Source organism: Ruegeria sp. CK2 (assembly GCF_056536585.1).
Map to the genome: position 1 here is coordinate 464933 of NZ_JBQFPW010000001.1, position 19933 is coordinate 484865.

The following is a 19933-nucleotide window of genomic DNA, read 5'->3' on the forward strand; positions in this document are numbered from 1 at the left end:
CAAATAAAACAGATTACGCCGCCAACCTGGATACAAGGCGTTTCATGAAGGTCTGGCCCGAGTCAAACTGCGCGATCGAAATGAACTCGTTTGGCTGATGCGCCTGCGCGATATCGCCCGGCCCGCAGATCACGGCAGAATAACCCGCCTCCTGAAACTGTCCGGCTTCTGTGCCATAGCTGACGACATGGCTGGCATTGTCACCTGTCAGGGTGCGCACCAAAGCCTCGGCCTCACCTTCTTTTTCCGGCATCAAGGCAGGTACTGCAAAATTCTCGGAAACCTCGATGCGGGCTTCCGGATGGATCTTTTGCATCTGTGTCTCGGCCTCGCGGACCTGCCGTAGATAGGCATCTCGCCAAGTGCGAGCCTCTTCACCCGGCACAACCCGAAAGTCCATCATGAACCGGCAGTCTTTGGCGGTGATATTATGGGCCGTTCCGCCCTGAATCATCCCCACATGGCAGGTGGTCCATGGCGGATCAAAGACCGCCGCTATGTCACTCGGCCTGGCCAGCCGGTTTTCGGCGTTTCGCCTGTTGGCCCAGTCGATCAACGGGGCTGCTTCCATAATGGCGTTGACACCTGTGTGCATGATCGAGCTGTGAACTTCAAACCCGACCATATGGGTGTCATAGCCAAAGCCCCCCTTATGGCCGGTCACAGCTTGCATCATCGACGGCTCACCCACAATCACAGCAGAGCCTTTTGGCAGCACGCCCTGCATTGCCTCGATCATCGGCGGCGCACCGGTGCATCCGACCTCTTCATCAAAGCTGAGCGCCAGCTGTAGCGGGCGTTTGACATCGGCGTAGTGCGCCTCAACCAAGGCCCAGATGGCCAGGGCATCAAAGCCTTTCATGTCACAGGTGCCGCGCCCGAAATACTTGCCGTCCTTCTCTGTCACCAAGAACGGATCGGTATCCCATGGCTGCCCGTCCACCGGCACCACATCCGTGTGACCGGACAGAACAATTGCGCCCTCTTCCCAGGGGCCGACATGAGCATACAGCGCCGCCTTGTGCGGCTGCTCCGGGTCCGGCCAGCGATATGACGTGATCCCGTGGTCCCGCAAATACCCTTCGACCCAATCCACCAAAGGCAGGTTGCTGTCGCGGCTCACCGTCGGGAATGAGATCAGCTTGGTCATGATCTCAAGCGGCGTCAGGCGCAGTGCCATGGGGTCTAGTACCCGCTGTCAGTGGTGAGAATGAAATGCCCCGGTTCGACCTCGCGGTATTCCGACGGCTCTGGTGTGTACCCAATCGGGTGGATCGGAGATGGGATCGGTTTGAAATTTAAGTCCTTTTCCGACTTCCGTTTATTCGGATCAGCGATTGGCACTGCTTTCATCAGGGCCTGTGTATAGGCGTGCTGCGGGTTTTCAAACACGCGCGCACGTGGTCCCAGTTCCACGATCCGGCCCAGATACATGACACCGACGTGGTGGCTGACCCGTTCCACAACGGCCATATCATGACTGATGAAGAGATAGGACAAGCCCAGCTCGGATTGTAGCTCCATCATCAGGTTCAGAACCTGCGCCTGCACCGAGACGTCCAGAGCCGAAACGGCCTCATCTGCGATGATCAGCTTTGGGTTCAAGGCCAACGCGCGGGCAATCGCGATTCGCTGTCGCTGACCGCCTGACATTTCATGTGGGAACCGGCGCATGAAACTGCGCGGCAGTTGCACTTTGTCGAACAATTGTGCCACGCGGTCCTGCAACTCTGACCCGGTCGCCACGCCATAGTTCCGCATCGGTTCCGCCACTTGGTCCAGCAATTGCATCTGTGGGTTCAGCGAGGCGAAGGGATCCTGAAAGATCATCTGCATGTCCAGCCGCGCCTTGCGCAGACCGCTCTGATCCAGCTTTATGATGTCCAAGCCATCCAGATCGACCTCGCCAGACAAAGGCTCGACCAAACGCAGGATAGATCGACCGGCCGTGGATTTTCCGCATCCGGATTCGCCAACAAGACTTAGGGTCTGCCCTTTGTTCAATTTGAACGACACATCCTCGACCGCATGGACGTTCGAGATGGTCCGACGTAACAACCCGCCCTTGACCGGAAAGCGCGTCGTCAGGTTCTTGACCGTTAACAGAACCTCCTCGGTGCCTGGGATCGGCGCGATATTCTGCCCTTCCACGCCCAACAGCTTCATCGGTTCGGGCGCGGCTTTGCCCTGCATTTCACCCAACTTCGGCACCGCCGCCAGCAAGGCCTTGGTGTAATCGTGCTGCGGGTTCTCGAAGATCTCTTTGACTGAACCTTCTTCAACCTTGTTGCCGCGGAACATGACCACAACACGGTCGGCCATCTGCGCAACCACAGCCATGTCATGCGTAATGAACATAACAGCGGTGCCCGTTTCCCGTTTCAGCCGGTCCATCAGAGCCAGAATTTCGGCCTGAATGGTCACATCCAGCGCCGTGGTCGGTTCATCCGCAATCAGCAGGCGCGGTTCGCACGCCATTGCCATGGCGATAACAACCCGTTGCCTCATCCCACCGGACAATTCATGTGGGTATTGCTTCAGGCGTCGTTCCGGCTCGGGGATGCGTACCTGGCGCAGAAGTTCCAGTGCCCGCGCTTCAGCCTCGGGTTTGGTCATATCTTTGTGGATGCGCAGGCCTTCGGTCAGTTGCCGGCCTACTGTGAAAACCGGGTTCAGTGCAGTCATCGGCTCCTGAAAAATCATCCCAATTTCATTGCCGCGAATCTGTTTCATCAGGTCCTGATCGGCCCTGGACAGGTCCATCTCTTCGCCATCGCGCCGATCGAACAACAATTCTCCGCCCGCGATTTCGCCGCCTCCAAACTCGACCAACCGCATCAGTGACAACGACGAGACCGACTTTCCAGACCCGGATTCACCAACGATACAAACGGTTTCGCCGGGATTCACATCGAACGAGACATCCTCGACCCCAACCACTGGGCCGTCCTTGGTTTGAAACTCGACGCGAAGTTTTTTTATCTGTGCAATCGGTTGGTCCAGCACGCACACGCTCCCCTTGGCAGCTTTTTTGTTCTATTGCCCGACGCTAAGGCGGCAATAAGGGGAAAGTCAAACCGGTTGCACCTTTTCGCCACAGCAACTCTTGCAATTTTCCAAAGTTCTGTTTCGATACCAAGCGTAACCGTATTGGGGAGAATACGGCATCACCAGAATGCTGCCTGAATTTGCGATTCGAAATCAGGACCTTACTCCCCTTTCGGCAACGCCAAATCCGCAGGCATTGCGGAAGAAATCGAGACACGCAAGTGTCCAACATGGAGTGTATGATGAAAATCAAAACCCTTTTGCTTGGCGCGATCGCAAGCACAGCTATGGCCCCGATGGCCATGGCAGAGCGCGGATCGGACGGCAATGTCAGCATTATTTATTGGCAGGCTCCGTCAATCCTGAACCCTTTCCTGTCAGGCGGCACCAAGGACGTCGAAGCATCGTCGCTCGTGATTGAACCGTTGGCGCGCTATGACCAAGACGGCAATATGGTGCCTTTCCTTGCATCTGAAATCCCAACCGTTGAAAATGGCGGCGTTAGCGAAGATCTGACTTCGATCACCTGGAAAATCGCACCGGGAATCACTTGGTCCGACGGAACCCCCTTCACATCCGCAGATGTGAAATTCACCGCCGACTACTGCATGGACCCCGATGGTGGCTGTGCGCAGGTGACCAAATTCGAAGGCGTAACCGCTGTCGAAGCAGTCGATGACCTGACCGTCAAAGTCACATTCGACAAACCAACCCCATTCCCCTACGGACCGTTCGTTGGCGGCGAAAGCCCGATCATTCAGGCTGCGCAATTTGCCGATTGCACAGGCGCGAAAGCGCCGGAATGCACGGACCAGAACTTCAACCCAATCGGCACGGGTCCGTTTGTCGTCACCGAGTTCAAACCGAATGACGTGATCACATTCCAGGCCAACGACAATTACCGCGACCCGGCTAAACCCGCATTTGCTTCTGTGACGTTCAAAGGCGGCGGCGACGCGACAGCGGCAGGCCGCGCCGTTATGGAAACGGGCGAGTTTGACTATGCCTGGAACCTGCAGTTGGCGCCCGAAGTGATCGCCCAGATGCAGGAAGGTGGCAAGGGTACGCCCGTCGCGGGCTTTGGTCCACTGGTCGAGCGGATCATGTTGAACCAAACGAACCCATCGCCCGACCTACCGGAAGGTGAGCGTTCGACGGCTGCCCATCCGCATCCGTTCCTTCAGGACCCGGCCGTTTACAAAGCCATGTCAATGGCCATCGACCGTCCGCTGCTGGTGGAAATCGGCTATGGTCAGGCAGGTAAAGTGACCTGCAACTGGGTTCCGGCGCCGGCCGCGTTCAACTCGACCTCGATGACCTGCGACACGCAGGATATCGAAGGCGCGAAGAAGATGCTGGATGACGCAGGTATCGTCGATACAGATGGCGACGGCGTGCGCGAAAAAGACGGTGTTCCGCTGAAAGTTGTCTACCAGACCTCGACCAACGCCGTCCGTCAGGACTTCCAGGCGCTGATCAAGGAATGGTGGAGTCAGATCGGTATCGAATCCGAGCTGCGTAACATCAACGCGTCAGTCTTTTTCGGGGGTGACCCGGGTTCGCCTGATACCTTCCAGAAGTTCTATGCCGACGTTGAAATGTATGCCAACACCTTCAACGGCACCGACCCGCAGTCCTATCTGGGCAATGGTCTGTGCGACAAGGCACCTCGCCCCGACTCGCAGTGGCAGGGTGAGAACATCAGCCGCTTCTGCAACGAAGAGTTCGACAAGCTGCACGCACAACTGGCCGAAACCGCAGGTCTGGAGCAGCGGGCTGCTATCGCCACACAGTTGAACGATATCATCGTTCAGAACGGTGGTATGATCCCGCTGGTGCACCGTGGCCGTCTGTCGGCGCACGCGAACACGCTGGGTGGCGTTGTCCTGAACGTTTGGGACAGCGAACTGTGGAATATCGCTGACTGGTACCGCAAGACCGGTTCCTAAGCGTTAGCCTTGCAAAGCCGCGCCCCGATCTTTTTCGGGGCGCGGTCTTTCGCATAATCCACCAACAAGAAGACGCATATAAAGGCGCCTCTTAATGCTTAACTTCACAATCAGACGACTGATACTGGCCGTTCCGACGCTCTTGTTCATCAGCCTCGTCATTTTCCTGCTGCTCGAGCTCGCACCTGGCGATCCGATGGCGCAGGTTCCGCTCACTGTTCCGCCCGAAGTCAAAGAGAAGATGCGCGAGGCACTAGGCCTCGGCCAGCCGATGCATATCCGATTCTGGAAATGGATCGTGCAATTCTTCTGGATCGAACCACAGGTGCTGATCGACGCGATGTTCGGCACAACCTTCTCAGAAGGTGATCTGCGCGTGATTTCTTGGCAGACCCGCTCGCCGGTTATGGACATTGTCGTTCAGCGTATCCCGCAGACCCTGTGGGTTGTTGGCACCGCCTATGTGGTCGCCATCCTGATTGCCCTGCCCATCGGCATCTACTCTGCATATCGCCAGTACTCCTGGTTCGACCAGATGGGGACATTTGTGTCGATGATCGGCTTCTCGGTTCCGCCGTTCTTTTCGGGTGTTCTGGTGATCGTGATCTTCTCGGTCCAACTGGGCTGGTTCCCGTCGATCTATGACACCACACTTGTTGTGAACAGTTGGGACAGCTTTGTATTGCAGCTGAAACAGATGATCATGCCGGTCATGGTTCTGGCACTACAGATCACAGCGCAACTCAGCCGGTTCATGCGCGCCTCGATGCTGGACAACCTTAATCAAGACTACGTCCGCACTGCCCGCGCCAAAGGCCTGAGCGAGTATGTCGTGGTTATGGTTCACGTCTTGCGCAATTCGATGATCCCTGTCGTCACCGTGATCGCGTTGGGAATTCCCGCCATCTTTGGCGGCGCAATCATCACCGAACAGGTGTTCAAGGTGAACGGTATCGGCCAACTGCTGATTGGTGCCATTCAGGCCAACGACCTGCCGATGGTGCAAACCCTGACCTTCATCTTTGCTGTGCTGATCGTTCTGTTCAATCTGATCGCAGACGTTCTATATGGCATTCTGGACCCGAGGATTCGCTATGACTGATCACAATCATTCAGACACGCTGATCCCCGATGAAGGACTTGCCCCGGCATCAACAGCCCTGCCAACGGCCGACGTGCTGGAAGAGCTGGCAACCCCACCCCGCAGCCAATGGCGCGATGTGTGGGATCAGTTCAAAACCCACAAGGGCGCCATGCTGGGGGCGGTTCTATTCATCTTTATCGTGGCTGCCGTCTATCTCGGCCCGTTTCTTTGGACGATTGATCCGACGCAGATCGACATCCGGTCTCGGAATCAGGGGCCCAGCTTCGCTCATCCCTTTGGCACTGACCAGTTGGGGCGCGATATCATGGCTCGCATGATGTCAGGTGGTCAAACATCGGTTTCAGTGGGCATCACGGCAATGCTTCTGGCCCTGTTCTTGGGCTCGTTCATCGGCGTTGTTGCCGGATTCTTCAGACGGTTGGACGGTCCGCTGATGCGCCTGACGGACCTGTTCCTGGCTTTGCCGCTGCTGCCTTTGCTGCTGGTGATGATGCTGTTGTTCCGCGAGCCTTTGTCCGCAGCCTTCGGGCTGGAGCGTGGGATTTTCATCCTGATCGTCTGCGCCATCGGGATCACATCTTGGATGCCGACAGCGCGGATCGTGCGGGGTGATGTGCTGGCCATCAAGGAACGAGAATTCGTGCTGGCCGCCCGGTCCATCGGCACCAGCAACAGCCAGATCATCACGCGGCACATCCTGCCCAACGTGCTGTCGCCGATCATGGTATCGGCAACGCTGGGAATTGCTACGGCGATCATCACGGAAAGCGCCCTGTCTTTCCTTGGATTGGGCTTTCCGCCTGATTTCCCAACCTGGGGAAGGCTACTGTTTGATGGTGTCGACTACCTGCAGCAATACCCGGAGCGCGTATTCTGGCCCGGCCTGGCAATCTCGCTGACAGTGCTGAGCGTCAACTATTTGGGCGACGGCCTGCGCGACGCGCTCGATCCGCGTATTCGCGGACGCTAAACAAAAAATCAGTCGGCGCGCCTTAGCGCGCCGGCGCACACTACGATCATAACGGCCAACGGTAGCAAAACCGCGAAGGCCATCCGCAGCGTCAAAAGCTCGGCCAGAAACCCGATTAGCGGTGGCCCAATCAACAACCCGCCATATCCAAGTGTTGCGACACTGGCGATCGCCTGACCGGGCGGAACATTCGGGTCATTTGCCGCCCGGCTAAACGCCAATGGCATGATCACGGCATAGCCAACCCCCATCAGGGTAAATCCAAACAAAGCGAGGGGCACATTGCCGGAAGAGACAACTAAGAACACCCCCAAGGCCGAACAGAGACCACCAAAACGCGCCGAAGCGACGGGTCCAAACCGAGCGATGGCCACGCCTCCGGCAAGCCTGCAAACCACCATCGCAACCGAAAACACTGCATAGCCCAAGGTCGCCACACTTTCGGTAGATCCTGTCACGTCGCGCATGAACAAGGCACTCCAATCGGCAACAGCGCCCTCGCCCAGCGCAGCGCACAGTGCCGTGAACCCGACAAGGATCAATGCGCCCGAAGGCAAGGCAAAAACCGATCCTTGCGACAAGGCTGACCGGCGCGATACCCAAGGCACCCACGACATCGCCAAAGCCAGAAGAACGACCATGCAACCGGCCACCAAAAAATGCTGAAATGTCGTCAGATCAAATTGCACCGCTATGAAACCGCTGACCGCGCCCAGACCGGCACCCAAGCTCCACATCGCATGGAACGAGGACATCAACGGCTTGTCGTAGGTTTGCTCGACCTCTGCGCCCCAGGCGTTCATGGACACATCCATCGACCCATGAAACGCGCCGAAAACGAACAGAAAAGCCGCCAGCGCCGCAAAACTGTCTGCAAGCCCCAACAGGACTAGAGAAAATGTGTATAGGACCGCAATGATCCGGGTGATGGCAACAGCGCCAAACCGGTCTGTCAGACGCCCAGTCACTGGGAAGGAACAGACAGCCCCGGCCGCCATGAACAACAGTCCATAGCCCAAGTCTTCGTGGCTTAGTTGGAGGTGGTCGCGAACGGCAGGAATACGAGACGCCCAAATGCCGAACAAAGCACCGTTCAGAATAAACATGGCGGCCACGGCCCGCCACGCAGATGCAACACTGATCACTGGAAACCTCTGCCCCTTCACCGACACTCGCGACCACTTCTACAAAGGTCGAAGTCGGTGGCAAGCCGCTCTTACTCTAAACGGCTGCGTATTCTTCGGATTGCGTCCCAAACCAACAACACAACCGGAAGCGTGACAGCCGCCGTTAGCATGCCTTTGCTGATCCCGGCGGCCGTCAACGGATAGAGCAAATAGCTGGCCAGCGAAACCGCGTAGTAGCTGATCGCCACAACAGACAACCCTTCGACCGTGTGTTGAAGACGCAGCGCAAGATCGGCCCTGCGGTCCATGCTTTCCAGCAATGCCTGGTTCTGGGCGCTGCGTTCGACGTCCACCCGCGTGCGCAGCAGATCACCTGCACGGATTGCCCTATCCGACAAGGTCTGTAAGCGCCGTTCCGTGGACTTCACGGTGCGAATGGCGGGGTCATACCGGCGCATCATGAAATCGGCAAAGCTCTGCCTGCCGAGAAAGCGCTCCTCTCGCAATACTTCGATCCGCTGATTCACGATGGCCTCGTAAGCTCCGGTTGCACCAAACCGAAATGCATTGCGGGCAGACAGTGTTTCCAACTCGGTCGAGATTGCGAGCAGTTGCGGCAACTGATCATCGGGCCGGTTGGCATCGTCGGTCATTTCAATCATCAGCTCGGTCAGTTTTTGATCCAATTCACTGATGCGTTCTGTCAGACTTTTGACGCGCGCGAACCCAAGCATGGACATTGCCTTATAGGTCTCGACCTCACACAATCGTTGGATGATGCGGCCAATTCGTCGTTCGCCGGTCCCTTCCGAGACGAACATTGCAAACCGCATGTGCCCGGCCGGGTCGATGCGAAAATCGCTGGCGCAAGTGGCAGCATTATCCAACACTCGGGAAACGGCCAGACTTTCCGGCTCGAACCAATCGGTCAGCGACGCGCTGATTTGATCGTCATCGGGGCATGGTACTACACGCATCAGAACCGAGGTTACCCGTTGTCCCGGGCTGGACATCAGCCAGTCCGGTGGAAAAACCTCAAAATCAGCGGGATTGAACGCACGCTCGCTAACGTTGTTTGTGATCGCGGTGAACGTGACAAACTCCGTATGCTGTTCCCATTTGAGCCAGTGGCGCCCGATTTGCCCCGCGTAATGCGTCGCACCGGGTTGCGGATGCGGCGCGCCGTGGCGGTCCAAGAGGTCTGTCAGATGTGCGATATCTTCACTTCTGTCCCGACCCACCGCTTGTTCGGGCTTTTTGATTGCCAAAAACACAACCGTGCAGGGCATCTGAGCTACCGGAAAAGGGCGCGCATGCAATTCATTGGCCAGCGCATAGCGCAGCGGATGGTCCTGGATCGGTGTCATTGGTCGCTCCGTTGAATTCCCCGGACTATACGGTATGCACGGCAGACATCAATTCTCTTTTTATTTCAGTAACTTACATGGATACAACGGTATACAAGACACGCTATCTCATTGATTTGGTTGCCAGAGCTCAATCGGATTGCCCTCAGGGTCGTGGATGCGGGCAAACTTCCCGACCTCGCTGTCCCACTCTGGGTTGGTTTCTACGGTGATCCCGGCCGCTTGCAATTGTTTGGTCATGGCCTCCAGATCATCAACACGGAAGTTGATCATCCATTGTTGCTCGTCTCGGCCAAAATAGCTCGTGTCCTGCGCGAAGGGGGTAAACACCGTATAGCCCTCGCGCTGTTTCCACGGAACCGGATCATAGTGATGAACGCCCAGATGCGTCTCGTACCATTGCGTCAGCGCCTGCGGATCACGAGCGCGAAAGAACACGCCACCTATGCCATTCACTGTTTCCATCGGACACCTCCTGTGATCGCATGGTACCTCAATGCTGGCAAAAACAGAAAAGGCGCCCATATGGGCGCCTTTCCAAAGGGTATCGGGCCCAGATCAGTCGATCATCGGCAACAGCTTGTCCAGCGAAGCCTTGGCGTCGCCATAGAACATGCGGGTGTTTTCTTTGAAGAACAGCGGGTTTTCGATACCCGAGTACCCGGTGCCCTGGCCGCGCTTTGAGACGAATACCTGCTTGGCCTTCCAGCATTCCAGAACCGGCATCCCGGCGATGGGGCTGTTGGGATCTTCCTGTGCAGCAGGGTTCACGATGTCGTTCGAGCCGATGACAATGGCCACATCCGTGTCCGGGAAGTCGTCATTGATCTCGTCCATTTCCAGAACGATGTCATATGGCACCTTTGCCTCGGCCAGCAGAACGTTCATGTGGCCCGGCAAGCGGCCCGCAACGGGGTGGATGGCAAAGCGTACGTTCTTGCCTTGCGCCCGCAGCTTGCGCACCAGTTCGGAAACTGATTGCTGCGCCTGTGCCACGGCCATGCCGTAACCCGGGATGATCACCACGCTGTCGGCATCGTTCAGGGCTGCAGCCACGCCATCGGCCTCGATGGCAATCTGCTCGCCCTCAACAGCCATCTGCTCACCTTGCGGGCCGCCAAAGCCGCCCAGGATCACACTGACAAAATGACGGTTCATCGCTTTACACATGATGTAGGACAAGATCGCACCTGACGAGCCCACGAGCGCACCAACCACGATCAGCAGGTCGTTGCCCAGCGAGAAGCCAATCGCCGCAGCCGCCCAGCCGGAATAGCTGTTCAGCATCGACACAACTACCGGCATGTCGGCACCGCCGATGCCCATGATCAGGTGATAACCGATGAACAACGCGGCCAGCGTCATCAGGAACAGCGGGAAGAACCCACCCGACGCGGTGTACCAGATCAGGCAGATCAACGAGATGATCGCGGCCGCCGCGTTCAGCGCATGGCCACCCGGCAGCTTGGTCGCTGCAGATGTCACCTTACCCGCCAACTTGCCATAGGCCACGACCGAACCGGTAAAGGTGATCGCGCCAATGAAGATACCCAGGAACAGTTCCACATGCAGGATGCCCAGCTCTGCCGGGGTCTTCTTTGCAATCAGCTTGGCGAAAGCCCCCAGATCAGACAGATCCGCCTGATTGGCCGAATCCACGATAGCCATGACCTGCGCAACATTGCCAATCTCGAAATGCGCATTGTAGCCAACGAAAACAGCCGCCAGACCCACCAGCGAGTGCATCGCGGCCACAAGCTGTGGCATCTCGGTCATCTGTACGCGCTGCGCGACGTACTGGCCGATAAAGCCACCGCCAGCGATCAATAGTAGCGACAACAGCCACAAGCCAGACCCGGGACCGACCAGCGTAGCAAAGACCGCAAGCCCCATACCGACGATGCCATACCAGACCGCGCGCTTGGCGCTTTCCTGGTTCGACAGTCCGCCTAGGGACAGGATGAAAAGGACAGCCGCAACAACGTAAGCGGCGGTAGTGAAGCCATAATCCATGTGCCCGGCCTCCTTAAGATTTCTGGAACATGGCAAGCATGCGCCGGGTTACGAGGAAGCCGCCGAAGATGTTGATCCCGGCCATGAAGACAGACAGTGCCGCCAGCAGAATGACCAGGAAGGATCCCGATCCAATCTGCATCAGCGCGCCAACGATAATGATCGATGAGATCGCGTTGGTGATCGCCATCAACGGAGTGTGCAAGCTGTGCGAGACGTTCCAGATCACCTGGAAGCCCACAAAAATGGCCAGCACGAAGACGATGAAATGTTGCATAAAGCTGGCCGGAGCAATCAGCCCCACCAACAGCATCAGCACGCCGCCGACCCCCAGCAGGGTAAACTGCTGCTTGGTCTGCGCCTTGAAGGCCGCAATTTCCTGCGCCCTCTTTTCTTCCGGCGTCAGCTCTTTCACCTCAGCCTTAGGCTGAGCCGCGATTGCCTGCACTTTGGGCGGTGGTGGCGGGAAGGTGATCTCACCCTCATGTGTCACGGTCGAGCCGCGGATCACGTCATCTTCCATGTCATGATTGATCTGACCGTCCTTTTCGGGCGTCAGATCAGTCATCATGTGACGGATGTTGGTGGCGTAAAGCGACGAGGATTGTGAGGCCATACGGCTGGGGAAGTCGGTATAGCCGATGATGGTCACGCCATTATCGGTCACGACCTTCTCATCCGCGATCGTACCCTCAACGTTGCCGCCCCGTTCGGCCGCAAGGTCAACGATCACCGAACCCGGTTTCATGGCCTTGACCATGTCCTCGAGCCACAGCTTTGGCGCCGGGCGGTTCGGGATCAGTGCGGTGGTGATGACGATGTCCACTTCTGGTGCCAGTTCACGGAACTTGGCCAGTTGGGCTTCGCGGAACTCGTCGGACTGAACGGATGCATAACCGCCCGTGGCCGCACCGTCCTGCTGTTCTTCTTCGAAGTCCAGATAGACAAATTCCGCGCCCATCGACTCGACCTGCTCAGCCACTTCGGGACGGACGTCGAACGCATAGGTAATCGCACCCAGCGAGGTCGACGTACCGATCGCCGCCAGACCAGCCACGCCAGCACCCACGATCAGAACCTTCGCGGGCGGCACCTTACCAGCCGCCGTCACCTGGCCGGTGAAGAAACGGCCAAAGTTGTTGCCAGCTTCGATCACCGCGCGATAGCCTGCGATGTTGGCCATCGAAGATAGCGCATCCATCTTCTGCGCACGGGAAATCCGCGGCACCATCTCCATGGCGATCACGTTGGCACCCTTGGACTTGGCCAACTCCATTCCTTCTTCGTTCCCGGCCGGGTTGAAGAAGGAAATCAGCGTCTTACCCTTGGTCAGACGCTTTAGCTCGGCCTCGGTCGGGATCCGAACCTTGGCTACAATGTCAGCCGATTTCCACAACGAGGCTGCGGTCTTGACGATCTCGACGCCGACCGCCTTATACGCCGCGTCTGAAAAGCCCGCCGCTTGCCCGGCCCCCTTTTCAATGGCGCAATCATAGCCCAGTTTCTGCAGTTGCACGGCGGAGTCCGGGGTCATCGCGACCCTGTTTTCACCGTCCAGTATTTCCTTTGGCGTGCCTATTTTCACTGGCAGTCCCCCTAATTATCACTCTGGCAGAGCGGGTGATCGGTATTGTTAGTTAAGCAAAGATGTATCTTGCGCAAGATTATTTCGCAAGCGCAGCAATCGTTACGTGATGTCACAGCACGAAACACCCTATATCCAACGACGTGTTTTGCATTCATATCGGGCGAAATCCGCGCGAAAAGTACGGCGCAGACGGTCTTCTTCAGGCAATATAAAGCGACGTTCAAGCAGCCAGACAAGGATCGGCACCAAGACCAGTGACAGCACGGCGTCCAGACGCAGTACAAGCCCGGCCAAGATCAGGATATCGGCCAGATAGATCGGGTTGCGACTGTATTTGTAGATGCTTGATTGCACCAGCGCCGTCGGCGTTTCATGCGGGATGACTGTGGTCCTGTGCCTACGAAACTCGACGACCGCCATAACCACAATCAAAATACCGCCGCCAATCAAAACACCACTGATGAGATCGGTCACTCCGCCTTCCAGCGACAATCCAAAACCCAAAAAGCGCGCCTGCAGCCACGCCAGAAAAACAAACCCCAATAGCCAAACAGGCGGAATGTCGATCCGACGCATACATCGTCCCCGTGGATGGCGACACACAGTGGCACATGTCGCTTCTGCGCGATGTCCTATCGCTTTCAGACCGGAATAGCAAAACCTCAGTATGTCGCATGAATGGACAGATACAAGAGGATCGGATAGGCCAAAAGCACCCTGCGATGTGTAAGAAAGAATTGTGAGCCGCCATGACCGATTTTGCCGCAACCAAGGCCATGTTCCATCTGCCCGAAGGGGTTCTGTATCTCGACGGTAACTCTCTGGGACCATTGCCAAAAGCGGCCACGAACGGCGTCCAGCGCATGATGAGCGACGAATGGGGCCAGATGTTGATCACCGGCTGGAACAAAGCCGGCTGGATGGGCCTGCCCACGGGCCTTGGAGACCGTATTGGTCGGTTGATCGGAGCCGAGGCTGGCAGCGTCGTCGTCGGCGACACCTTGTCGATCAAGGTCTATCAGGCCGTTGCATCTGCGCTAGAGCTTAATCCAAAGCGCAAGGTGGTTCTGTCCGACAATGGTAATTTCCCCTCAGACCTATACATGGCAGACGGTCTGTTGCGGTCCCTTGGGGCCGAATACGAATTGCGCGTTGTTGACCCTGATAACGTCGCTGACGCGCTGACAGAAGAAATCGCGGTCTTGATGCTGACCGAGGTCGACTATCGTACAGGTCGCAAACACGACATGAAGGCCCTGACCGAGCTGGCCCATGCAAACGGCGTGGTAACGGTGTGGGATCTGGCGCACTCGGCCGGGGCGATCCCGGTTGATCTTGCCGGATGCAATGCCGATTTTGCGGTGGGCTGCACGTATAAGTACCTGAATGGCGGACCGGGCGCGCCTGCCTTTGTGTACGTGGCACCCCGACTGGCACCCAACGTGCGCCCTGCTTTGTCAGGCTGGCTGGGGCACGAAGCCCCGTTCAACTTCGATCTGGATTACCGACCCGGAGCTGGGATCGAGCGGATGCGCGTCGGCACGCCGCCCGTCATTCAGATGACGGCATTGTCCACCGCGATGGATGTTTGGGATATGGCCGATATTGCGGACGTCCGCACCAAATCCATTGAACTGACCGAGATGTTCATCGACCGGGTCGAAGCGACCTGCCCCGATCTTGAACTGGCAAGCCCGCGTGATCCGGAACAACGTGGCAGCCAGATTTCATTCCGGTTTCATGAAGGCTATGCCGCAATGCAGGCGCTGATTGCGCGTGGGGTAATCGGTGATTTCCGTGCACCCAACATCATGCGGTTCGGCTTCACACCGTTATATGTTGACGAAAACGATGTTGCTCAGGCGGCGGATATCCTGGCCGATATCATGACCAACAAACTGTGGGATACGCCCGAGTACAAAACGCGCCAGCGCGTTACCTGACCTCAAGCCCGGCGCCGATCAGGGCGGCCAGTTGCACGGTCCGCCTTTCAAATTCTTCCGCGCCGGACGCCGTCATTTTGACTCCCTTGAGCGCGACTGTGATGGTCTTTGCAGTTTCATCAGGGGTTTCAAACAACCGGACCCGACCAGCGACGTCTTCGCGGGTCAGCCACGCCGAATAAAGATCCGTTAGCTCGGCCTCGCCTTCTTCAACAATGTCGATGGACATCGATTTGGTCGTATCCAACATCTCTAACCCATGTGGTGACGCAAGAATGGCAGCCATCCCGTCTGCCTGCGCCAGGATTGCCCGTGTCACGAGGTCAGAAACTGCTCCGGACCCGTTTAGGGCTTCGGTCACAGCGACGATCTTTTCGGCATAGTGCAATTCGGTCAGCTTCCGAACAATCGCCTCTTTGTTCTTGTAGTGCAGATAAACCGCAGGACGGGACATCCCCGCCCCGCGCGCTATGTCGTCCATCGAGGTCTTGCGAAACCCATAGGACGAAAAAGCCTGAAACGCCGAGGTCAGGATCGCCTTTTGCCGTGTATCGTCACCGGTGTCGTTCATATTCGCAGACCTGACATTTTTTGTATATTTTGTCAATTGACATACTGACACTTTTCACCAATTATGTCAGAAACCAGCCGCAGCCAAGCGAGGTGAGCCATGGCGACCACCCTTAAGATCAACGGAACGTCTCATCAAGTGGACCTGCCCGATGATGTGCCCCTGTTGTGGGTCCTGCGGGATGAGGTCGGTCTGACCGGAACCAAGTTTGGCTGCGGCGTTGCCTCGTGTGGGGCATGCACCGTCCACATCGATGGTGAAGCTGTGCGCTCATGCCAAGTCGCGCTGTCCGACGTCTGGGGCGATGTGACTACAATCGAAGGCGTAGGAACCCCGGATGCGATGACCACAATCCAGCAAGCATGGGTTGACCATCAAGTAGCGCAATGCGGCTACTGCCAGTCAGGCCAAATCATGCAGGCTGCCACTTTGCTGGCTGAAAACCCGACCCCCACAGACGCCGATATCGACGATGCCATGCAGGGCAACTTGTGCCGCTGCGGCACCTATCCGCGCATTCGCGCTGCTATTCATGACGCAGCTGCCAAATTGAAGGAGGCATAAGCAATGGCTCGCATTGGAAAAATCCTCCGCCGTACTTTTCTGATTGGCTCTGCCGCGATTGTCGGCGGTGTGGCATTCGGCGCGTATTACGTCAGCCGTCCGGCGGCCAATCCGTTGAAACCGAAAGAAGGCGAAGCGGCGCTGAACCCCTTCATCCTGATTGACCAGAAAGGCGTCACTCTGTTTGCACCGCGCGCCGAGATGGGACAGGGCGTCCAGACCACCTGGGCAGCACTGATCGCAGAAGAATTGGACGTAGATCTGGATAAGATCACGGTTCTGCACGGCCCGGCAGCAGCGGCGTATTACAACTCGGCTCTGGTCGGTGAAGGCCTTCCCAACAAGGGCTATGACATTACGAACTTCCAACACAATCTGGGTGAGGCCCTGGGCGTGTTGGGCAAAGTGCTCAGCCTTCAAGTCACTGGCGGCTCGACCTCGATGAAGGATGGGTTTGAACGCATGCGTCAAGCAGGTGCCTCGGCACGCGAAACCCTAAAGCGCGCCGCTGCCAACCGGCTTGGGGTAGACCCATCTGAGCTACAGACAGCATCGGGTCATGTGATCGCACCGAACGGTAGTCAGATTTCTTATACAGAACTGGCCGTCGATGCGGCGGGTTTGGAACCCGTCGATGTGCCCCTGCGCGACCCATCCGAATGGCGCTATCTGGGCCAGACCCAACCGCGGCTGGATATGGTCGAAAAGGCCACCGGAACGGCCGAATTCGGCGTCGATGTGCGCCTGCCCGGCATGAAGTATGCCAGCGTTCGGATGAACCCCAAACTGGGTGGGGCGATGAAAGGATATGACGACAGCGCCGCGACCTCACTGCCCGGTGTTGAAAAAATCGTCGATCTGGGCACTGGCGTTGCGGTTATCGCCAACAATACCTGGTTGGCCATTCAGGCTGTTGAGGCCATCGATGTCGATTGGGGCGATGCCCCCTACCCGCCAGAAACAGACGGTATCTTTGCCAAGATTGCTGAGGCGTTTGACGGCTCGCCGAACTCTACAATGCGCGACGATGGGGATGTCGGCACCCTGCCCGCAGGCGCAACAGAGGTCACGGCAGAGTATCAAGTGCCCTATCTGGCCCATGCCACGATGGAGCCGATGAACGCCACTGCACTTTATTCCGGAGATGCATTGGAACTGTGGTGCGGCAACCAGGCCCCGACATTGATCCAGTTCCGTGCTGCCAACACGGCCAATCTGGAAACCGAGGCGGTGCAGATCCACACCACCTATCTGGGTGGTGGGTTCGGTCGCCGGGGCGAATTGGATTTTGGCGAGATTGCCACCAAAGTCGCCATGGCCATGCCCGGCACCCCGGTTCAAACAACTTGGAGCCGCGAAGAGGATATGCGTCACGACTATTTCCGCCCAGGCGCAATTGCACGTATGCGCGGTGCAGTTCAGGACGGAACCGCAGTTTTGATCGATGGCAAACTCGCATCGCAATCCTGCACGCAGCAGGCTGTTGAACGTTACACGGGCATGCCGGGCGCTGGCCCCGACAAGGTGCTGGTCGAGGGGTTCTTCAACCAACCCTACGCGGTTCCAAACTACAGGATGAGCGGCCATATCGCCGATTTGGCAATCCCGGTCGGCTTTTGGCGGTCCGTAGGTAACAGCCACAACGGTTTTTTCCATGAAACCTTCATGGATGAGATGGCACATGCCGCGGGTCGCGATCCCTTAGAGTTTCGGCTGGAGTTGATGAAGAACGAACACGCCCCATCGGCCGGTTGCCTAGAGGCCGTGCGAGAGATGTCAGGCTGGATCGGTAACACACCGGATGGTGTTGGTCGCGGCGTGGCGTTTACCTACAGCTTTGGCACCCCCGTCGCTCAGGTCATCGAAGTGGTGGACGAAGACGGCACCATCCGCATCAACAAGGCCTGGATCGCGTGCGATATGGGACTTGCACTGGATCCCGAAAATGTCAAAGCGCAGATGTTCGGTGGCATGATGTATGGCCTGTCGGCCGCCTGCTACGGAGAGATTACCTTCTCCGAAGGAGAGGTCGAGCAGTACAACTTCCCGGACTATGACGCGATCCGCATGCACACCGCGCCGCAGGTCGAAGTGCGCGTGCTGGAAACCAACCGTCACATGGGTGGCGCGGGAGAGCCCGGCACGCCCCCATCAATGCCGGCGCTTGGAAATGCGCTGTTTGACCTGACCGGAAAACGGGCCCGAACCCTGCCGCTGAACACTCAGTTCGACTTGCTGATCTGACCACAGAACACTGGTCCGGTAGCGCAAATGCCGGGCTAGCTTCATCTTAAGCAGATTGTTGGATCAATTGCGTGTCCGACCCCGTCGCCCATGCACGAACGGCGGCCCCAAAAGCCTCGAATAGCGGGCGGGACACTGGATCATTGATCGCGTCCCATTCGGGATGCCATTGCACCGACAGTGTAAAGCCAGGTGCGTCTTTGATGTACATCGCTTCGGGCGTTCCATCCGGTGCATGCCCATCGACCAGGACACGCTGCCCGACCGTCTTGATCCCCTGCCCGTGCAGCGTGTTTGTCATCACTTCAGACGCACCAAACAGATCGTGAAACACGCCATTTTCGCTTAGCTTTACAACATGACGCAGCGCAAATTTTTCTTCCAGGGTGCCGTCTGGTGGCATGCGGTGGTTCATACGCCCGGGCAAATCTCGGATCTCGGGGTAAAGCGTGCCACCCATGGCGACATTCACTTCCTGAAATCCACGGCAGATGCCAAGGAACGGCTGGCCGCGATCCACGCAGGCGCGCACAAGGGGCAAGGTGATCGCGTCACGCGCCCGGTCGAAATCGCCATGCGCGTCGGTTGCGGACTCACCATATTCCTCAGGATGCACGTTGGGTCGACCGCCGGTCAGCAGAAACCCATCGCACACCTCCAGCAGTTCCTCCACTGAAACATAACGTGGATCAGCCGGGATCAGCAGCGGCAAGCATTCCGAGACGTTGGCCACGGCATCCGAATTCATCGTCCCACCGGCATGTGTCGGGTATTGATCGTTCATAAGATAAGAATTGCCGATAATACCAACGACGGGCCGAGACATTCCGCATACCTTGCTGTGACAGTAGTTCACCGCGAGGCTATCTGCAGCGGGATAAACGTGCAACAACACACGACCTGCATGACAGCGCAAGACCGTGTTCAACAGCGCACATCTCATGCCTTATTGCTGAAAGCCTAAGAAACAGGCGTTTTGCAACACCTCCAAATGCTGGCAAACAGCCTGCTGTGGTCAAATTTCTCCTGTCAGACCAGAGGCTTCAATACCCGCCATACCAGCCGCCGCATCGTTGTCCGACGTATCACCGGTGACACCAACAGCGCCGATTACAGCGCCTTTGCGGTCCCGCAACAGAACCCCACCCGGGACTGGTACAACCTGCCCGCCGTAAACACCGTTCACTGCAGCCATAAAATAGGCCTGTGCCTCGGCCCGCTGCATCTGCGCGGTCCCTGCCATGCCCAGCATGACCGAGCCATAGGCTTTCCCATGCGCAATGGAAAAGCGACCGGGGGCTGCGTCGTCTTCGCGCTCAAAGGCAATGACGTGCCCACCTGAATCCAGAACAATCACCGACAACGGCTTAAGTTCCATTTCGCGCCCTTTTTCCAGCGTTTTGCGGATAATCGTACGCGCTTTGCGCAGTGAAACCGACATGTA

17 protein-coding genes are annotated in these 19933 nt (G+C 57.3%); 6 read left to right on the forward strand and 11 right to left on the reverse strand.

The genetic code is table 11. From position 1 onward, the window contains the following. Positions 1-13: 13 nt before the first annotated feature. A complete protein-coding gene (gene argE, locus ACR0BU_RS02280; protein ID WP_480734966.1) occupies positions 14-1180 on the reverse strand; it encodes an acetylornithine deacetylase in 1167 nt (388 codons plus the stop codon). A 5-nt stretch (positions 1181-1185) separates the two neighbouring features. Then, on the reverse strand, positions 1186-3006 hold the full coding sequence (locus ACR0BU_RS02285; RefSeq protein WP_480734965.1) for an ABC transporter ATP-binding protein: 1821 nt from the start codon (positions 3004-3006) through the stop codon (positions 1186-1188). Positions 3007-3290: 284 nt separating this feature from the next. On the opposite strand from ACR0BU_RS02285, the gene ACR0BU_RS02290 reads away from it, so the two are divergent. The 3 genes from ACR0BU_RS02290 to ACR0BU_RS02300 all read left to right on the forward strand — a co-directional run bounded on the left by ACR0BU_RS02290 (position 3291) and on the right by ACR0BU_RS02300 (position 7072). Continuing rightward, positions 3291-4997 (forward strand): peptide ABC transporter substrate-binding protein, encoded by a 1707-nt coding sequence (locus ACR0BU_RS02290; protein WP_299885535.1) that lies wholly within the window; start codon positions 3291-3293, stop codon positions 4995-4997. Between the two features lie 94 nt (positions 4998-5091). Further along, positions 5092-6099 (forward strand): ABC transporter permease, encoded by a 1008-nt coding sequence (locus ACR0BU_RS02295; RefSeq protein ID WP_298933106.1) that lies wholly within the window; start codon positions 5092-5094, stop codon positions 6097-6099. Then, a complete protein-coding gene (locus tag ACR0BU_RS02300) occupies positions 6092-7072 on the forward strand; it encodes an ABC transporter permease (protein ID WP_298933107.1) in 981 nt (326 codons plus the stop codon). Before ACR0BU_RS02295 ends, ACR0BU_RS02300 begins: the two co-directional genes overlap by 8 nt. An 8-nt stretch (positions 7073-7080) precedes the next feature. Here the strand turns inward: ACR0BU_RS02300 and ACR0BU_RS02305 are convergent, their stop codons facing one another. The 6 genes from ACR0BU_RS02305 to ACR0BU_RS02330 all read right to left on the reverse strand — a co-directional run bounded on the left by ACR0BU_RS02305 (position 7081) and on the right by ACR0BU_RS02330 (position 13743). Then, a complete protein-coding gene (locus tag ACR0BU_RS02305) occupies positions 7081-8217 on the reverse strand; it encodes an MFS transporter (protein WP_480734963.1) in 1137 nt (378 codons plus the stop codon). 71 nt (positions 8218-8288) lie between these two features. Then, entirely contained in the window at positions 8289-9566 is a 1278-nt protein-coding gene (locus ACR0BU_RS02310) for a DUF3422 family protein (protein WP_480734962.1), read from the reverse strand. A gap of 108 nt (positions 9567-9674) precedes the next feature. Beyond that, entirely contained in the window at positions 9675-10031 is a 357-nt protein-coding gene (locus tag ACR0BU_RS02315; protein WP_480734960.1) for a VOC family protein, read from the reverse strand. A 93-nt stretch (positions 10032-10124) separates the two neighbouring features. Beyond that, positions 10125-11579 carry an NAD(P)(+) transhydrogenase (Re/Si-specific) subunit beta gene (locus ACR0BU_RS02320; protein WP_299079898.1) on the reverse strand — a complete coding sequence of 485 codons (1455 nt, stop codon included), beginning with the start codon at positions 11577-11579 and terminating at the stop codon, positions 10125-10127. 13 nt (positions 11580-11592) lie between these two features. Further along, positions 11593-13164: a Re/Si-specific NAD(P)(+) transhydrogenase subunit alpha gene (locus ACR0BU_RS02325; RefSeq protein WP_298933116.1), complete on the reverse strand. Its 1572-nt coding sequence runs from the start codon at positions 13162-13164 to the stop codon at positions 11593-11595. Positions 13165-13293: 129 nt separating this feature from the next. Then, positions 13294-13743 (reverse strand): methyltransferase family protein, encoded by a 450-nt coding sequence (locus ACR0BU_RS02330; protein WP_480734958.1) that lies wholly within the window; start codon positions 13741-13743, stop codon positions 13294-13296. Positions 13744-13916: 173 nt separating this feature from the next. Here ACR0BU_RS02330 and kynU point away from each other — a divergent pair, with 173 nt between their 5' ends. Beyond that, positions 13917-15110 carry a kynureninase gene (gene kynU, locus ACR0BU_RS02335; RefSeq protein WP_480734956.1) on the forward strand — a complete coding sequence of 398 codons (1194 nt, stop codon included), beginning with the start codon at positions 13917-13919 and terminating at the stop codon, positions 15108-15110. Here the strand turns inward: kynU and ACR0BU_RS02340 are convergent. Beyond that, positions 15103-15681, reverse strand: a complete 579-nt coding sequence (locus ACR0BU_RS02340) for a TetR/AcrR family transcriptional regulator (RefSeq protein WP_300067966.1) — start codon at positions 15679-15681, stop codon at positions 15103-15105. The two genes, kynU and ACR0BU_RS02340, sit on opposite strands and share 8 nt — an antisense overlap. Before the next feature lie 99 nt (positions 15682-15780). On the opposite strand from ACR0BU_RS02340, the gene ACR0BU_RS02345 reads away from it, so the two are divergent. Further along, complete coding sequence (locus ACR0BU_RS02345) at positions 15781-16245, forward strand: (2Fe-2S)-binding protein (RefSeq protein WP_298933125.1); 465 nt, start codon at positions 15781-15783, stop codon at positions 16243-16245. Positions 16246-16248: 3 nt separating this feature from the next. After that, positions 16249-18489 carry a xanthine dehydrogenase family protein molybdopterin-binding subunit gene (locus ACR0BU_RS02350; protein WP_480734955.1) on the forward strand — a complete coding sequence of 747 codons (2241 nt, stop codon included), beginning with the start codon at positions 16249-16251 and terminating at the stop codon, positions 18487-18489. 46 nt (positions 18490-18535) lie between these two features. Here ACR0BU_RS02350 and ACR0BU_RS02355 read toward each other — a convergent pair whose 3' ends face one another. Further along, positions 18536-19315, reverse strand: a complete 780-nt coding sequence (locus ACR0BU_RS02355; protein WP_298933129.1) for a gamma-glutamyl-gamma-aminobutyrate hydrolase family protein — start codon at positions 19313-19315, stop codon at positions 18536-18538. A 189-nt stretch (positions 19316-19504) separates the two neighbouring features. Next, complete coding sequence (locus ACR0BU_RS02360; RefSeq protein ID WP_298933131.1) at positions 19505-19930, reverse strand: GlcG/HbpS family heme-binding protein; 426 nt, start codon at positions 19928-19930, stop codon at positions 19505-19507. Between the last annotated feature and the right edge of the window lie 3 nt (positions 19931-19933).

What these genes read in the sequence shown, in the direction of transcription:
- argE (WP_480734966.1), bottom strand. Translation starts at nt 1,180, where the DNA reads ATGGCACTGCGCCTGACGCCGCTTGAGATCATGACCAAGCTGATCTCA.
- ACR0BU_RS02290 (WP_299885535.1), top strand. Translation starts at nt 3,291, where the DNA reads ATGAAAATCAAAACCCTTTTGCTTGGCGCGATCGCAAGCACAGCTATG.
- ACR0BU_RS02295 (WP_298933106.1), top strand. Translation starts at nt 5,092, where the DNA reads ATGCTTAACTTCACAATCAGACGACTGATACTGGCCGTTCCGACGCTC.
- ACR0BU_RS02300 (WP_298933107.1), top strand. Translation starts at nt 6,092, where the DNA reads ATGACTGATCACAATCATTCAGACACGCTGATCCCCGATGAAGGACTT.
- ACR0BU_RS02310 (WP_480734962.1), bottom strand. Translation starts at nt 9,566, where the DNA reads ATGACACCGATCCAGGACCATCCGCTGCGCTATGCGCTGGCCAATGAA.
- ACR0BU_RS02315 (WP_480734960.1), bottom strand. Translation starts at nt 10,031, where the DNA reads ATGGAAACAGTGAATGGCATAGGTGGCGTGTTCTTTCGCGCTCGTGAT.
- ACR0BU_RS02320 (WP_299079898.1), bottom strand. Translation starts at nt 11,579, where the DNA reads ATGGATTATGGCTTCACTACCGCCGCTTACGTTGTTGCGGCTGTCCTT.
- ACR0BU_RS02330 (WP_480734958.1), bottom strand. Translation starts at nt 13,743, where the DNA reads ATGCGTCGGATCGACATTCCGCCTGTTTGGCTATTGGGGTTTGTTTTT.
- kynU (WP_480734956.1), top strand. Translation starts at nt 13,917, where the DNA reads ATGACCGATTTTGCCGCAACCAAGGCCATGTTCCATCTGCCCGAAGGG.
- ACR0BU_RS02340 (WP_300067966.1), bottom strand. Translation starts at nt 15,681, where the DNA reads ATGAACGACACCGGTGACGATACACGGCAAAAGGCGATCCTGACCTCG.
- ACR0BU_RS02345 (WP_298933125.1), top strand. Translation starts at nt 15,781, where the DNA reads ATGGCGACCACCCTTAAGATCAACGGAACGTCTCATCAAGTGGACCTG.
- ACR0BU_RS02350 (WP_480734955.1), top strand. Translation starts at nt 16,249, where the DNA reads ATGGCTCGCATTGGAAAAATCCTCCGCCGTACTTTTCTGATTGGCTCT.
- ACR0BU_RS02355 (WP_298933129.1), bottom strand. Translation starts at nt 19,315, where the DNA reads ATGTCTCGGCCCGTCGTTGGTATTATCGGCAATTCTTATCTTATGAAC.
- ACR0BU_RS02360 (WP_298933131.1), bottom strand. Translation starts at nt 19,930, where the DNA reads ATGTCGGTTTCACTGCGCAAAGCGCGTACGATTATCCGCAAAACGCTG.